Origin of the sequence: Serratia sp. CY52157 (assembly GCF_052168495.1) — a bacterium.
GTDB classification, from domain to species: Bacteria; Pseudomonadota; Gammaproteobacteria; order Enterobacterales; family Enterobacteriaceae; genus Serratia; species Serratia ureilytica.
Map to the genome: position 1 here is coordinate 628,577 of NZ_JBJNMO010000001.1, position 14,384 is coordinate 642,960.

Consider the following 14,384-nt stretch of genomic DNA (forward strand, 5'->3'; position numbering starts at 1 on the left):
GCACTGGCGTTACCTCGCCCGCAGGCGTGGTGACAAATATACCACCGCGCTCCTGGAATTCACCAGCCAAGCGCCGATTCGTTTACTTTATCGAGAGAAAACTGCGACCGATGTTAAAAACTACGCTGTTGTTTTTCGCCACTGCGCTCGCTGAAATTATCGGCTGTTTCCTGCCTTACCTGTGGCTCAAGAAGCAGGGCAGCGCCTGGCTGCTGCTGCCGGCGGCCTTGAGCCTGATGCTGTTCGTCTGGCTGTTGACGCTGCATCCTGCGGCCAGCGGGCGGGTCTACGCGGCCTATGGCGGCGTGTATGTGGCGACGGCGCTGCTGTGGCTGCGAGTGGTGGACGGCGTGAAGCTGTCTGCGCTGGATTGGGTCGGCGCCGGGGTGGCGCTGGCGGGCATGCTGATTATTGTTTCCGGCTGGCGCGCGGCCTGAGGAAACACGGCGGGAGTTGCCTCCCGCCGACAGGGCTCAGACGCCGCGGTGGATGTTCAGCCCGGCGAAGGACTGGCTGACCGGCATCATTTCCAGCGTGTTGATGTTGACGCGCGCCGGCAACGTGGCGACCCAGAATACCGACTCGGCGATGTCTTCCGGCGTCAGCGCATCGGCGCCTTCGTAGGTTTTATTGACCTTGCCGTCATCGCCCTTGAAGCGCACGTTGGAGAATTCGGTGCCGCCCACCAGGCCCGGCTCGATATCGGTCACGCGGATGCGCGTGCCGTGCAGATCGGCGCGTAGGCCCAGACTGAACTGCTTGACGAACGCCTTGGTGGCGCCGTACACGTTGCCGCCGGCATAGGGCCAGTTGGCGGCGGTGGAACCGATGTTGATCACGTGGCCGACGTTGCGCTCGACCATGGCGGGCAGCAGCGCGCGTGTCATGTTCACCAGCCCTTTGGCGTTGGTGTCGATCATGGTTTCCCAGTCATCGGCGTTGGCCTTGTGCGCCGGCTCCAGCCCCAGCGCCAGCCCGGCGTTGTTCACCAGCACGTCGATCTGGCGCAGCTCGGCCGGCAGCGCTTCTATCACCTGCTGAATGGCGGCGCGGTTGCACACGTCGAGCCGCACGATGTGCAGCGCTTCCCCCAATTCTTCCTGCAGCGCTTCGAGACGCTCAAGGCGGCGCCCGGCGGCGATCACCTGGTGGCCTTCACGGATAAAACGGCGTGCGATCGCCTCGCCGAAACCGGAGGTGGCGCCGGTAACAAATATAATCATGTTGCTGTTCCTCAACTGTTTTTACCCTACATGCTTCTATCATTAGCACAAACCCGCAGGCAGTGGCAGCGGTTATCACGGCGGAAAGGAAAAAAGGTCACACCGGGCCAGCGGCCCGATGCTGATTAGCGCTGAGGCGGCAGGTGGTAGACCACGGCGTCATACTTGATGTTTTCACGCTTGCCGGCCAGCACGCCGCCCAGCGACTCGACGAGGCGGCGGCTGGCGGTATTCTGCTCGGCCACCGGGTAGAGAAAGTGCGGCGGCTGAAAGCGCTCGCTGGCCCAGCGCGCGATGCCCTGCACGATTTCGCGGCCGTAGCCCTGGCCATGCAGGCTCTCTTTCACCCAGATGCCCAGCTCCGGGGTGGGGCTGCGCAGGTTGTGCGCGCCGCCGACGCCGACGAACTGCCGGTCTTCGCGCCGGCGGGCGACGAAGATCACTTCTTCGCCTTCGCGCATCAGCGGCAGCCAGCTTTGCCAAACGTTGGCGAAATCTTCCGGCGACGCCTCCGGCTCAAAGGTCATAAAGCGCGTCAGCGTGGGGGTGATCGCCTGGTAAACATCGTCGGCGTCTGCTGCGGTAAAGGGGGCAATCAACAAACGGTCGGTGTCAACGCGGCACTGAGAAAGGTCATTGTGATTCATTTTATTTCCTCGCTTTTCAGGCCATAACGGCAAAAAATCCGCGCACATAAATCGGGGCGGATCGTCGATATTACGCGTATTGGCGTCAGAAGCGACTTATTTTTCGCCGCTGCGGCGGCGCGGAGGAACGGTTTTATGTGACGTCGTCACGTTGGCGGGAAAGGCGGCGGGCACGGTTAACCGCGCCCGCCGTTGAGGGTCAGAACTTCACCGAACCTTGCAGATAGATCGTGCGCGGCTGGCCGATGTACAGACCTTTGTTGTTGTCATCATAGGCGCGGGTGAAATACTCGTGGTTGAACAGGTTTTTCACGCCGACGCCCAGATTCAGGCCGGCCATTTCCGGGCCGAAATCATAGGCGGCGCGCACGCCCCACAGCATATAGCCGGGAATGCGGCCGGTGCTGCCGTCGGCGCTTTCCGCCACGGTGTTGGCGTTGTCGGCGAACTGGCTGGATTGGAACTCGCCGTTAAGGTTAAACGCCCAGTTGCCCGGTGTGTAGTCCAGCCCCAGGGTGCCTTTATGCTTCGGCGAGAACGGCACCTGGTTGCCCTTGTAGCCGCCGTCTTCGCGGATGGTGGCGTTGACGTAGGCGTAGCTGGCGTAGGCGGTCAGGTCGTCCAGTTTCGGCGTCAGCTGCGACAGATCGTAACGCAGACTGCCTTCCAGCCCGGCGTGGCGGGTTTTGCCGCGCGCGGTCACGCTGTCGGTCACCTGGTTGGAATCGTACTGGTTGTTGAAGTTGATCAGGAACAGCCCGATCTCGCCGGTCAGCGCATCACCGGCGTAGCGGGTGCCCAGTTCCCAGGTGCGCGCCTTCTCCGGTTCAATCTTGCCGCTGTCGACTGCCTTGCCCATCTGGCTGTATTGCACGGTGCCGAAGGAGCCTTCGGTGTTGGCGTACAGGTTCCAGTATTCGTTCAGGTGATACATCACGTTCAACGCCGGCAGCGGCGCGTTATAGCTGACGTCGAGGCGGTTGTTCTTGATGTAGTTGTTCTGATACGACTTGATGTACTCGTAGCGCATGCCCGGCGTGATGGTCCAGTCGCCGATGTCGATGCGATCGTCGAGATAGAAGGCGTGCGCCTCGGTGCCGGACTGGGTGTCGCGATCGTACGGGCTGGCGGTGGACGGCAGCCTGCCGGTGCTGGCCTTGCTGGTGTAGCGCAGCTCATGGGTGGATTCACTGACGTAACGGTAGCCGACGCCGACCTCATGGGCGGAATCTCCCCAGCGGAAACTCTGGCTGTAGCGCGGTTCTACGCCGCGCACCCAGTATTCGCGCGGCGACAGCGTCAGGTTCTTGCCCTGATCCAGATAGCCGCTGCGCAGGGTGTAGGTGTAGAAGCTCTGCACGTCGAACTTGTGCTGCTGATCAGGCTGATATTGGTAGCCGAAGTTCGCCAACTGGCGGCGGCCCCAGAACTTGTCGTACGGGCGCGTAGACTGGAACGGGTTGGCGTTGTAGTCCGCCCGGCTCAGGCCGCCCGGCATGTTCGCTTCGCCTTCGTAGTATTGCAGCAGGCTGTTGAAGGTGTGCACCTCGTTCGGGGCGTAGCGGCTTTTCAGCATCACGTCGTCTATCTTGGTTGCGCTGTGCTCGCGCCAGTCGCTGCCGCGGGTGCCGGAGTAAAGCAGCGCCGCGCCGAAGCCGTTGTCGGCGGTGCCGCCGATCATCAGGTTGCCGGTGCCTTTCGGGTGATCCTGGCGCGAGGTCGGGCTGAGCTGCCCCTGCATGCCGGCCTCCAGGCCGAAGGTTTTCGGGATGGCGCGGGTAACGAAGTTGACGACGCCGCCGACGCTCTGCGGCCCATAGCGCACCGCGCCGCCGCCGCGCACCACGTCAATCGCATCCATATTGCCGAGCGAGACCGGCGCCAGCGACAGCTGCGGCTGGCCGTAAGGGGCGAAGGGCACCGGGATGCCGTCCATCAGCACGGTGGAGCGGCTGGCGAGGCGCGGGTTGAGGCCGCGTATGCCGAAGTTCAGCGCCATATCGTGGCTGCCGGTGCCGTTGTTTTCCGGGGCCACCACGCCCGGCACGCGGTTCAACGCTTCACGCACGGTGGTGGTGCCGGTTTTGACGAAGTCTTCGCGGCGCACTACGTCGCGCGCGCCGGGGTGTTCGAACACGTCTGCCTGACGGCCTTCCGCCAGCCAGTCGCCGACCACGGTGATGTCCTCTTCTTTCTGCGGCTGCGGCAGTTTGGCCAGCGTGTAGCCGTTGTTGCCGAGCGCTTTAGCCTGCAGGCCGCTGCCCGCCAGTAGGGCGTTCAGGCCGTCATCGACGCCGTAGCTGCCGCTCAGGCCCGGCGAACGTTTACCGGCGGTCAGTGCGCCGTCCACCGAGAGCGCGATGCCGGCGCGCGCGGCGAAAGCGTTCAGCGCGCCGTCCAGCTCACCGGCCGGAATGTGATAGGCGGCAGCGGCGCTGGCGGCGCTCGCCATCTGCGGTGCAGCGAAGACCAGGCCAATGGCCACGGCCAGCGGCGTGGCCCGTTTTCCCCAAAGCGAAGCCGGAGCGACCTTTCCCCAAGCGTTGTTCATACCTTCTCCTGAATCATTTTTTATTTATTGCTGCAGTGTTTTCCTGGGAGTCGGATGAGCAAAGCAAAAGGGACAATCAAGAATGCGATTTTTTATCATTTTCATTTAAAAAATTCAGGCGGGGACGATTTGCAACCAATAGCGGGTAAAGCTTTGCAGGCGTACCGGCAGCGTCTGGCTGAGCAGGGCGAGGGCGCGATCGGTATCGTTGAGCGGGAAACTGCCGCTGACGCGCAGGCCGGCAACGGCCGGATCGCAGCTCAGGTGGCCGCGCCGATAGCGCGCCAGTTCGGCGATCACCCGGTCCAGCTGCCACTGGCTGACGCTCAGCACCCCGTGCAGCCAGCCGTCTTCCGCCGTAGCCGGTTGCTTATCGCTGAAGGCCGCCGCGCTGAAGCTTATCTGTTCGCCGGCGTTCACCCGGCGCTTTTGTTGCGCGTCTTGCGCCAGCTGCGCTTCGACTGCATGCTCCAGCACCGTCAGGCGCGTTTCGCCGCCGCTCTCGCGCACCAAAAAACGGGTGCCGAGCGCGCGCATCGCCCCTTGCGGGCTCTGCACCCACAGCGGCCGGGCATCGCGTCCGGTAACCAGGCTGATTTCCCCGGCGTGCAAGCGGATAAGCCGTTGGCGATCGTCGTAATGCACGTCCACCGCGCTGGCGGTGTTCAGCACCAGCTGGGTGCCGTCGCTTAACACAATGGGTTTGATTTCGCCGGTGGCGGTGCGGTAGTCGGCGCGCAGCTCCTGGCCGAGCGGCGACCGGTAGAAGAAGCCGCCGCCGCCCACGCCGAGCAACAGCAGCAGGCTTTTCAGCAGGGTGCGGCGATCGATCGCCGATTGACGGCCGGCGCGATCGAGCGCGCGATAGCTGAATTTGCCCGGCACGCCCTGCAGCTGGCTCTGCAACGCTTCGACGCGCTGCCAGGCCCAGCGGTGATCGTCATGCTGCTGGTGCCAGGCTTGCCACTGTTGGCGCTGGCGTTCGGTGACGTGCTCGTCGCACAGCAGGGCATACCAGTGTGCGGCCATTTTCAGCGCCTGGCGCTGCTCGGGGGTGATGGCGTTGCTCATGAATAAACGTCGTTTTCGAGGCTGAACAGCAGGCAATGCTCGGTGGCTTTGGCCATGTATTTTTTAACCGAACTGACCGACACGCCGAGGCGCGCGGCGATGTCCGCATAGCCCAGGCCTTCGAGCTGCGACAACAGAAAGGCCTGTTTTACCTTCGGCCCCAGGCCGTCGAGCATGGCGTCGATCTGCTGCAGGCTTTCCAGCAGGCTCTGGCGCTGCTCCGGCGACGGGGCGTAGCCTTCCGGGATCAGCGCCAGCATCTCAAGATAGGCGCGCTCCAGCGTTCTGCGGCGGAACAGATCGACCATCACCCGCTTGGCGACGGTGACCAGAAAATCTTTCGGTTCGCGCAGGGTCGCCGCGGCGTCGCTTTTCAGCAGGCGCATAAAGGTGTCCTGCGCCACATCGTCCGCGTCGAAAGCGCAGCCCAGCCGCCGACGCAACCATCCCTGCAACCAGGCGTGGTGGGTGGCGTAAAGGCGCGACAGCGCGGCGTGCGGGGCAGAGGCGGTGGCGGACATGGTTTTCGCATTGCTGGTCAAAAAGATGCGCGGATGATAATTGAGAATAGTTATCGTTTCAAGTTTGGCCGTTGCCTCCAGGCTGGGGTTCCGCCCCCGGAAGCGGCGTTGAAATAAAGCGGACGGTCGTAAAGAGCGTCGTTTGCCCATTAAAGGTGCAGCGGCGCGGTGTTATTTCGGCAAGCAAACGGTTGCTATTTATCCGCCGTCGAAGACTGAGCGTGGGTCTTATTCTCTTTCGCCGGTCTATGCTTTTAGGTTAATTACTAATTAATTGTTTTTATTTAAAAATGTATTTTATCGCCGCCTGTTGGCATACGGCTTGCTATGCTTAAGCCGGTCTTTGCGTTTGGGCAAAAAAGCCTTGTTTCATCGGCGCAGGTTATTTCGCGGGTGAGCTTGGTCGGTCGTCACAAGGAAGAAAATAATGGCACTGCAATTCACCACGGCTATTCGTGGCAATTTTTTTGATATCGCAGCCTGTGTGGAGTCGCCGCAACAGCTCGAAGAACGCCTGCGGCATGTTCCCGACGGTTTGCTGCTGCTGAACGACGGCGTCATCGTCTGGTTCGGCAGCTGGCGGCAGGGCGAGGCGCTGCTGCCGCCGGGCTTCGCGGTCACGGAGTATCGCGACAAGCTGATCGTGCCGGGTTTTATCGATACCCATATCCACTATCCGCAAACCGAAATGATTGGCGCCTATGGCGATCAACTGCTGGACTGGTTAAACAATTACACCTTCCCGACCGAAAGCCGTTACGACTGTGAGCAGCACACCGACGCGATGTCGGCTTTCTTTCTGCAGCAGTTGCTGAGTAACGGCACCACCACCGCGCTGGTGTTCGGCACCGTGCATCCACAGTCGGTCGATGCGCTGTTCAGCCAGGCGGCAGCGCTGAACATGCGCCTGATCGCCGGCAAGGTCATGATGGATCGCCATGCGCCGGAGGCGCTGCTGGAAACGCCGGAGCAGAGTTATCGCCAGACGCGCGAACTGATCGAACGCTGGCACGGCAAAGGCCGCCTCGGTTACGCCATTACGCCGCGCTTTGCGCCCACCAGTACGCCGGCGCTGCTGGCGCAGGTGCAGCGGCTACGTGAAGAATATCCCGACGTTTGGCTGCAGACGCACCTGAGCGAGAACCCGCAGGAAGTGGCCTGGGTAAAAGCGCTGTTCCCGCAACACCGCAGCTATCTGGATGTTTACCACCGCTACGGCATGACCGGCGATAAAAGCGTATTCGCCCATTGCCTGCATCTGGAGGAGCAGGAGTGGGATTGCCTGTGCGATACCCGCTCGGCGATCGCCTTTTGTCCCACCTCCAACCTGTTTCTCGGCAGCGGGCTGTTTGACCTGCAGCAGGCCTGGCGCAAGCGGGTGAAGCTCGGCATCGGCACCGACGTGGGGGCCGGCACCACCTTCAATATGCTGCGCACGTTAGGCGAGGCGTACAAGGTCGGCCAGCTGCAGCATTACCGGCTCTCGGCCGTAGAAGCGTTCTATCATGCCACCCTGGGCGGCGCGCGCGCGCTGGCGCTGGACGACAAAATCGGCAACTTCAACGTCGGCAAAGAGGCGGATTTCGTGGTGCTCGATCCGGCGGTCACGCCGCTGCAGCAGCTGCGTCACGCCAACAGCGCCACGCTGATGGAGCAAGGGTTTGTGCTGATGACCCTGGGGGACGATCGCAACATTTATCGCACCTATGTGGACGGTAAGGTGGTTTATCAGGCGCCGCGCTGACGCAGCCGCGCCTGCAGCCAAACGCTGAGCGGCGCGACGGCGACGGCGCTCAGTGCGCATAACCACAGCAGGCGTTGCAAACTGCGCGGGGTGAGGCCGCCGCTCAGCAGCGCGGAAGAGAGCAAGAAGGCCACCGTGGCGCTCAGGTGTATCAGGGCGGTTTGCAGCGTGCCGAAGGCGGCGCGTTGCCGATTGTCCGGCCAGCGCATGCTCAGGGAAGAGATCGCCACCAGCCGCGCGTAGGCCGCCGCGAGAAACGTCACCATAAACAGTTCAGCGCGATCGCCACCGCGCGCCGCCAGCCACAGGCTGCCCAGCAGCAACAGCGTGGCGCTCACCGTCAGCGTCACGGCGCCAACGCGTTGCAACCAGCGGCCCGCCAGCACGGTCGCCAGATAGCCGGCCACGCCGCCGATGAGAAACAGCCAGGACAAATGCGCGTCTGCCACCTGTAACCGCTGGGTGAGCAGCGGCGCCAGCACCGGGATCAGCAGCATCGGGCTGAACTGCGTCAGACCGGCGGCGGAGGCGAACAGCAACAGCCGGCGATCGAGCGTGACGGGCGCGGCAGCCTGTGGCTGCGGCGCATCCCTGGGAACGAACAGCGCCACCAACACCGCCGCCAGCAGACACAGCCCGCCGATAGTCACCAGCGCGGCGCGCCAGCTTGCCACCTCGCACAGGTACAGCATGCCCGGCATGCCGACGATGCTCACCAGCGAAAAAGACGCGATCACCGTCGCCAACATTCGGCCGTGCAGCGCGGCCGGCGCGGCGTTGAGCAGCAGTCCGATCCCCACGCCCATCGTGGTGCCGCCCAGCAGACCGGCCAGCAGCCGCAGCGCCAACAGCCAATAAAACTGCTGGGTTGCGGCGATCAGTAAGGTCGTCACCCCCAGCAGCGCGACATTGAGCAGCAGAAAACGCCGCTTTTCAACGCCGCCGATCCAATAGAACGCGCCGATGCCGGAAATCACCGCCGCCAGCGTATAGGCCGCGCTGACATATCCGGCGTAGCTGACGGGCACGGAAAAGTCGGCGGCCATATAGAGAAATATCGGGTTGAACACCATGTATTCCAGGGCATTGGTGAATTGAATAAAGGCGATGACCAGCGCTATCGCCGTCAGCTTTCTCGTGGGTGTCATAAGCATCCATCGGTTGCAGAATCAGGCCGGCAGTGTAGCGCGTGGCGTTGCGCGGGATTAGGTGGTAGAAATGGCATGGTTTGTTATCAAATGTGGGATAATCATGCGCGCCAAATTGGATTTAAACCTGTTACGCATTTTCGTGGCGGTGGTGGAGCAAGGCAGCTTCGTCGGGGCCGCTCGGGCGCTGGCGATGCCGACCTCCAACGTCAGCCGCGCTATCTCGCAGCTGGAGCGCCAGCTCGACCAGCGCTTAATCGAGCGCAGCACCCGCTCAATGCGGCTGACGCCGAACGGCCAACTGTTGCATGAGCGGGCTCAGCCGTTGCTGGCGTCGCTCGATCACACCGCGCAAACGCTCAGCGAACGGCAGCAACAGCTGCGCGGGCCGCTGCGCCTGTGCGTGCCGAATGAAGTGGGGCCATATCTGTTGGGCGATCCGTTGGCGGCCTTCGCCCTGCAGCATCCGCAGATCGAAATCAGCTGCGTCACCAATCTGGCGGGCATGGCGTCGCTGCTTGACGATGTCGATCTGGCGGTCATGGTCAGCCGGGGCCTGTTGGACGACAGCGACTATGTCGCGCAGCCGCTGGCGACCTTTCCCTGCATTGTGGTGGCTGCGCCGGCGCTGGTGGCGCAGTGGCCGCCGACGTTGGAGATTGAGCAATTCACGCAATTGCCCTGTATCAGTACGGTGGATGCGCTGAAGGGCATGCCGTGGCAATTCGTCCGCCCGGACGGCAAGTTCGTTACCGTCCCGGTCAATGCGCGCTATCGCGTCAATAGCGGGGAGATGACGCTGAAGGCGGCCTTGGCCGGCGTGGGGTTCGCCATACTCTCCGAGCTCGGCTGCCGGCCGTTTCTGGCCGACGGACGTTTGGTTGAAATACCGCTGGCCTTGCCGCCGGCGCCGCTGCAGCTGTATGCCGTTTATCCCGGCCGCCGCTATCTGCCGGCCAAAACGCGCGCGCTGCTGACCTTTCTGATACAGCAGATCGGCGAGGCGGCTCACTTCTAATCACTTGTTTTTGCTCAAACTGCCAACTGCGCCTAAGCTAGGAGGTGACTCAGAGGGAGCCATTCCCCGAGACCTTATTCCGTGAACATGGAGGAGTTTCGATTTGATGCGTTTATCCACATTGGTGCTGGCGATCGGCATGGCGCTGGGCTCGCAGGCACAGGCAGCAGAAACCCAACCTCACGCCGACCATAGCGCGCTGCCCAGCGGCCAGGCGAAGGAGGCTACCGTGACCGGTGAAGCCAATCAGCACGACAAGCAAAAGACCCAAAATCCGTTCTTCTATCAAAGCCGTCTGCCGTTCCAGGCGCCGCCGTTCAACCTGATCAAGGAAAGCGACTACGCCCCGGCGATCGAAGCGGGCATCAAGCAAAAGCGGGAAGAGGTGGAGAAGATCGCCAACAACCCGGCCAAGCCTAACTTTAAAAATACCTTCGTGGCGCTGGAGCAGGCCGGTTCGCTGCTGACGCGGGTGATGAACGTGTTCGGCGCCATGACCTCGGCCAATACCAGCGATGCGCTGCAGAAGCTGGATGAAGAAACCTCGCCGAAGCTGGCGGCGCTGAACGACGACATCATGCTCAACGGCAAGCTGTTCGCGCGCATCAAGGCCATCTATCAAGATCGCGATGCGCTGAAGCTGGATCCGGAGTCGCGTCGGCTGGTGGAAGTCACCTATAAGAACTTCGAGCTGGCGGGCGCCAACCTGTCGGACGCCGACAAGGCCAAGCTGAAAGCGCTGAACCAGGAAGCGGCGACGCTGAGCACCCAGTTCACCAACAAACTGCTGGCGGCGAGCAAAAACGGCGCGCTGGCGATAACCGACCAGGCGAAGCTGGACGGTCTGTCCGAAGGTGAGCTGGCCGCGGCAGCGCAGGCGGCCGCCGAGCGCAAGCTGGAGAAACAGTGGCTGTTGGTGCTGCAGAACACCACCCAGCAGCCGCTGCTGCAGAGCCTGAAAGATCGCGATACCCGTAAAGCGCTGTTCGACGCCTCCTGGACGCGGGCGGAGAAAGGCGACGGCAACGATACCCGCCAGACCATTTCCCGACTGGCCAAGGTGCGCGCCGAGCAGGCCAAGCTGCTGGGCTACCAGAACTATGCCGCCTGGAAACTGCAAAACCAGATGGCCAAGACGCCGGATGCCGCGCTGAGCTTTATGCGTAACATCGTGCCGGCGGCCACCGCGCGGGCCGAACGTGAAGCCAAAGACATTCAGGCGGTGATCGACCAGCAGAAAGGCGATTTCAAGGTGCAGGCCTGGGACTGGCAGTTCTACGCCGAACAGGTGCGCAAGGCCAAGTACGATCTGGACGAGTCGCAGATCAAACCTTACTTCGAGCTGAACAACGTGCTGAACAACGGCGTGTTCTACGCCGCCAACCTGCTGTACGGCATCAGCTTCAAAGAGCGCAAGGACATTCCGGTCTACCAGCCGGACGTCAAGGTGTATGAAGTGTTCGACAAGGACGGCAAATCGCTGGCGCTGTTCTATACCGACTACTTCAAGCGCGACAACAAGGGCGGCGGCGCCTGGATGAGCAACTTCGTCGATCAGTCGAAGCTCAATGGCACCAAGCCGGTGATCTACAACGTCGCCAACTTCACCAAACCGGCGCCGGGGCAGCCGGCGCTGCTGTCGTATGACGACGTGATCACCATGTTCCACGAGTTCGGCCACGCGCTGCACGGCATGTTCGCCGATCAGGAATACCCGAGCCTGTCGGGTACCAACACCGCGCGCGACTTCGTCGAGTTCCCGTCGCAGTTCAACGAGCACTGGGTCAGCGATCCGAAAGTGTTCAGCCACTTCGCCAAGCACTACCAGACCGGTGAGGCGATGCCGCAGGAACTGGTCGACAAGATCAAGAAGGCCGACAAGTTCAACAAGGGCTACAGCATGACCGAGCTGCTGTCCGCCGCGCTGCTGGATATGCACTGGCACATGCTGACCGCCGATCAGCCGCAGCAGGACGTGGACAAGTTCGAGGCCGAGTCGCTGCAAAAAGACAAGGTGGATCTCAGCTACGTGCCGCCGCGTTACCGTTCCAGCTACTTCCAGCACATCTGGGGTAACGGCTACGCCGCGGGCTACTATGCCTATCTGTGGACGGAAATGCTGGCGGACGACGCCTTCCAGTGGTTCACCGAACACGGCGGCCTGACCGCCGAAAACGGCCAGCGCTTCCGCGACATGATCCTGTCGCGCGGCAACAGCCAGGATCTGGAGAAGCTGTACATCGACTGGCGCGGCAAAGAGCCGAGCATCGAGCCGATGCTGATCAACCGCGGGCTGAAGGACGAGTAAGTTCGGCCATTCCCGGTAAGCAAACAGAAGGGCGCATTATGCGCCCTTCGTCTTTTGAGGCTTGGCCGACGCTCAGCGGTTCACCACCAGCTCGGAGAAGTTGGGCTGCGATGTGATGTCGCTGAGCGTCACGACAACGCTGAATATGAAACCGCAGGCACAAGATGGCGAGGCTGCGCACTGAGCCGCCTCAGGCTTGGCGCAGGAACGCCACCAGCCGCTGCGCCGGCAGCGGCAGCTGCGCCAGGTCACGCACCGCGATCGACAGGCGCCGGGTCGCCCACTCGTCTGTCAACGTCAGTGCGCTGTGCCGAATTTGCGGATGGCGTTGGGCGCTCTCTTCCGGCACCACTGCCAGCCCGGCGCCGCGCAGCACCATGCGGCAGATGGCGTCGAAATGAGCCGCGCGCGCCCGCAATCGCATCGGGCCGCCGCTGCGTATCGCCAGCTGTTCCAGATGCTGTTGCAGCGCACTCTCTTCCGGCAGGCCGATAAACTCGAAAGGCAGGGCGTCCGCAAAGCTGAGCGTGCGGCGACCGCTGAGCGCATGCCCCGGCGGCAGCGCCAGCACCAGGCGATCCTGGCGAAAAGGGTAGCTTGTCAGCCCGCGCAGATCGGCGTGATCCGCCACGATGCCGATATCCGCCGCCTGTTCAGCGATCGCCTGCGCGATGGCCGGGCTGGGCAGCTCCTCCAGTACGATATCGGTATGCGGGTGCAGCACCAGAAAATCCGCCAACAGCTCCGGCAGAAAAGCGTCGGCGGCGACGGTATTGGCGACGATGCGCAGCCGGCTGCGCTGGCCCGGCGCGAACTCGGCCAGGTCGCCGCGCAACCGCTCACGCTGCTGCAATAGCACTCGCGCGTGATGCAACAGGCGCTCACCGGCGGGCGTCGCCTGGACGCCGCGCGGATTGCGCGTCAGCAGCGCTACGCCGGCCTGTTGCTCCAGCCCGCGCATGCGAGCGCTGGCGGCGGCCAGCGACAGCCCGACGCGCTCGGCGCCGGCGGTGATGCTGCCGGTCTCGAGCACCGCCGCCAACAGTCGCAGATCGATAAAGTCAAAATGCATGCGTTTTCCCTCTGTCTTTGCCGCAGGCAGGCTCTGCCATTGCCGCATTGTGCCGCGCCATACCGCCGGCCACAATCGAGCCGTTGATTCGCCATAAGGATAGACGCATGTCGCTGACGCTACTTGAGATTATCGCCCTGACGGGCATTTTTACGCTGGCCGGCACGGTCAAAGGAGCGATCGGTCTGGGGCTGCCGACCGTGTCGATGGGGTTGCTCAGCCTGATGATGCCGCCGGGTCAGGCCGCCGCGTTGCTGTTGCTGCCTTCGCTGATCACCAACCTGTGGCAGTTGCTGCGCGGGGCGCGGCTGGGGGCGCTGTGCCGCCGGCTCTGGCCGATGATGCTGTGCGTCACGCTGGGCACGTTGTTGAGCGCGGGGGCGCTCACTGCCGGCGACGGCCGCCTGGCGCCGCTGGCGCTGGGCGTGTGTCTGATCGGTTATGCGCTGCTGGGTTTTACCCGTTTCGACTGGCGCGTTTCCGCTGTGGCGGAACCCTGGTTGGGGCCGCTGTGCGGCCTGGTGACCGGTGCGCTGACCGGCGCCACCGGAGTGTTCGTCATTCCGGCGGTGCCTTACCTGAATGCGTTGGGCCTGGCGCGCGACGATCTGGTGCAGGCGCTGGGGCTGTCGTTCAGCGTCTCGACGCTGGCGCTGGCCGCCGGCTTAGCCTGGCATCAGGCGCTGCCCGCCACGCTGCTCGGCGGTTCGCTGTTGGCGCTGTTGCCTGCGTTGGGCGGCATGTGGCTGGGGGAGAGGGTGCGTCGTCATTGTCGCCCGCAGCTGTTCCGCCGCCTCTTCTTTATTGGATTATTAATCTTGGGCGTTGAGATTATTTGGCGATTCAATTAATTGAATCGATAGTACCTACGTGTAATCAGGTTCGGTATATTATTCTCGGTTTTATTCTAATATGATTGTTTTCAATGTTTAAAATGGGCTTTTTTATTGGATTTTTTATGAAATACAGAGTAGTTATGTATTATTAGTGTATTTTACTTTTTCAACTATAACCCTTTAAAAATGGGATAACCCCAGTGAATGCATAGGGGAACATTGATGAAGGAAATTTTAAGCAGCCA

12 protein-coding genes are annotated in these 14,384 nt (G+C 62.3%); 5 read left to right on the forward strand and 7 right to left on the reverse strand.

Annotated elements, in window-relative coordinates; all coding sequences use genetic code 11:
• The first annotated feature begins 110 nt into the window (after positions 1-110).
• Positions 111-437: a YnfA family protein gene (locus tag ACJ8IP_RS03135; RefSeq protein ID WP_004938563.1), complete on the forward strand. Its 327-nt coding sequence runs from the start codon at positions 111-113 to the stop codon at positions 435-437.
• Positions 438-473: 36 nt separating this feature from the next.
• Here the strand turns inward: ACJ8IP_RS03135 and ydfG are convergent, their stop codons facing one another.
• The 5 genes from ydfG to fecI all read right to left on the reverse strand — a co-directional run bounded on the left by ydfG (position 474) and on the right by fecI (position 6,013).
• Positions 474-1,223, reverse strand: a complete 750-nt coding sequence (gene ydfG / locus ACJ8IP_RS03140) for a bifunctional NADP-dependent 3-hydroxy acid dehydrogenase/3-hydroxypropionate dehydrogenase YdfG (RefSeq protein WP_164106332.1) — start codon at positions 1,221-1,223, stop codon at positions 474-476.
• A 125-nt stretch (positions 1,224-1,348) separates the two neighbouring features.
• A complete protein-coding gene (locus ACJ8IP_RS03145) occupies positions 1,349-1,870 on the reverse strand; it encodes a GNAT family N-acetyltransferase (protein ID WP_033650472.1) in 522 nt (173 codons plus the stop codon).
• Positions 1,871-2,069: 199 nt separating this feature from the next.
• Positions 2,070-4,421: a TonB-dependent Fe(3+) dicitrate receptor FecA gene (gene fecA, locus ACJ8IP_RS03150; protein WP_042784430.1), complete on the reverse strand. Its 2,352-nt coding sequence runs from the start codon at positions 4,419-4,421 to the stop codon at positions 2,070-2,072.
• A 114-nt stretch (positions 4,422-4,535) separates the two neighbouring features.
• Positions 4,536-5,492 carry a ferric citrate uptake sigma factor regulator FecR gene (fecR, locus tag ACJ8IP_RS03155; protein ID WP_198793167.1) on the reverse strand — a complete coding sequence of 319 codons (957 nt, stop codon included), beginning with the start codon at positions 5,490-5,492 and terminating at the stop codon, positions 4,536-4,538.
• Positions 5,489-6,013 (reverse strand): ferric citrate uptake sigma factor FecI, encoded by a 525-nt coding sequence (gene fecI / locus ACJ8IP_RS03160; protein WP_033650469.1) that lies wholly within the window; start codon positions 6,011-6,013, stop codon positions 5,489-5,491. Before fecI ends, fecR begins: the two co-directional genes overlap by 4 nt.
• A gap of 427 nt (positions 6,014-6,440) precedes the next feature.
• Here fecI and guaD point away from each other — a divergent pair, with 427 nt between their 5' ends.
• Entirely contained in the window at positions 6,441-7,757 is a 1,317-nt protein-coding gene (gene guaD / locus ACJ8IP_RS03165; protein WP_147880550.1) for a guanine deaminase, read from the forward strand.
• On the opposite strand, the gene ACJ8IP_RS03170 is transcribed toward guaD, so the two are convergent.
• A complete protein-coding gene (locus ACJ8IP_RS03170; protein WP_164106327.1) occupies positions 7,742-8,905 on the reverse strand; it encodes an MFS transporter in 1,164 nt (387 codons plus the stop codon). The genes guaD and ACJ8IP_RS03170 overlap by 16 nt on opposite strands.
• A 103-nt stretch (positions 8,906-9,008) precedes the next feature.
• On the opposite strand from ACJ8IP_RS03170, the gene ACJ8IP_RS03175 reads away from it, so the two are divergent.
• Positions 9,009-9,923 (forward strand): LysR family transcriptional regulator, encoded by a 915-nt coding sequence (locus ACJ8IP_RS03175; protein WP_442524299.1) that lies wholly within the window; start codon positions 9,009-9,011, stop codon positions 9,921-9,923.
• Positions 9,924-10,029: 106 nt separating this feature from the next.
• Positions 10,030-12,231: a peptidyl-dipeptidase Dcp gene (dcp, locus tag ACJ8IP_RS03180; protein WP_164106325.1), complete on the forward strand. Its 2,202-nt coding sequence runs from the start codon at positions 10,030-10,032 to the stop codon at positions 12,229-12,231.
• A gap of 190 nt (positions 12,232-12,421) precedes the next feature.
• Here dcp and ACJ8IP_RS03185 read toward each other — a convergent pair whose 3' ends face one another.
• On the reverse strand, positions 12,422-13,303 hold the full coding sequence (locus tag ACJ8IP_RS03185; protein WP_108680670.1) for a LysR family transcriptional regulator: 882 nt from the start codon (positions 13,301-13,303) through the stop codon (positions 12,422-12,424).
• A gap of 107 nt (positions 13,304-13,410) precedes the next feature.
• Here ACJ8IP_RS03185 and ACJ8IP_RS03190 point away from each other — a divergent pair, with 107 nt between their 5' ends.
• On the forward strand, positions 13,411-14,154 hold the full coding sequence (locus ACJ8IP_RS03190) for a sulfite exporter TauE/SafE family protein (RefSeq protein WP_164106322.1): 744 nt from the start codon (positions 13,411-13,413) through the stop codon (positions 14,152-14,154).
• Positions 14,155-14,384: the final 230 nt, after the last annotated feature.

Coding starts and splice junctions, on each gene's coding strand:
- ACJ8IP_RS03135 (WP_004938563.1), top strand. CDS start 111: ATGTTAAAAACTACGCTGTTGTTTTTCGCCACTGCGCTCGCTGAAATT.
- ydfG (WP_164106332.1), bottom strand. CDS start 1,223: ATGATTATATTTGTTACCGGCGCCACCTCCGGTTTCGGCGAGGCGATC.
- ACJ8IP_RS03145 (WP_033650472.1), bottom strand. CDS start 1,870: ATGAATCACAATGACCTTTCTCAGTGCCGCGTTGACACCGACCGTTTG.
- fecA (WP_042784430.1), bottom strand. CDS start 4,421: ATGAACAACGCTTGGGGAAAGGTCGCTCCGGCTTCGCTTTGGGGAAAA.
- fecR (WP_198793167.1), bottom strand. CDS start 5,492: ATGAGCAACGCCATCACCCCCGAGCAGCGCCAGGCGCTGAAAATGGCC.
- fecI (WP_033650469.1), bottom strand. CDS start 6,013: ATGTCCGCCACCGCCTCTGCCCCGCACGCCGCGCTGTCGCGCCTTTAC.
- guaD (WP_147880550.1), top strand. CDS start 6,441: ATGGCACTGCAATTCACCACGGCTATTCGTGGCAATTTTTTTGATATC.
- ACJ8IP_RS03170 (WP_164106327.1), bottom strand. CDS start 8,905: ATGACACCCACGAGAAAGCTGACGGCGATAGCGCTGGTCATCGCCTTT.
- ACJ8IP_RS03175 (WP_442524299.1), top strand. CDS start 9,009: ATGCGCGCCAAATTGGATTTAAACCTGTTACGCATTTTCGTGGCGGTG.
- dcp (WP_164106325.1), top strand. CDS start 10,030: ATGCGTTTATCCACATTGGTGCTGGCGATCGGCATGGCGCTGGGCTCG.
- ACJ8IP_RS03185 (WP_108680670.1), bottom strand. CDS start 13,303: ATGCATTTTGACTTTATCGATCTGCGACTGTTGGCGGCGGTGCTCGAG.
- ACJ8IP_RS03190 (WP_164106322.1), top strand. CDS start 13,411: ATGTCGCTGACGCTACTTGAGATTATCGCCCTGACGGGCATTTTTACG.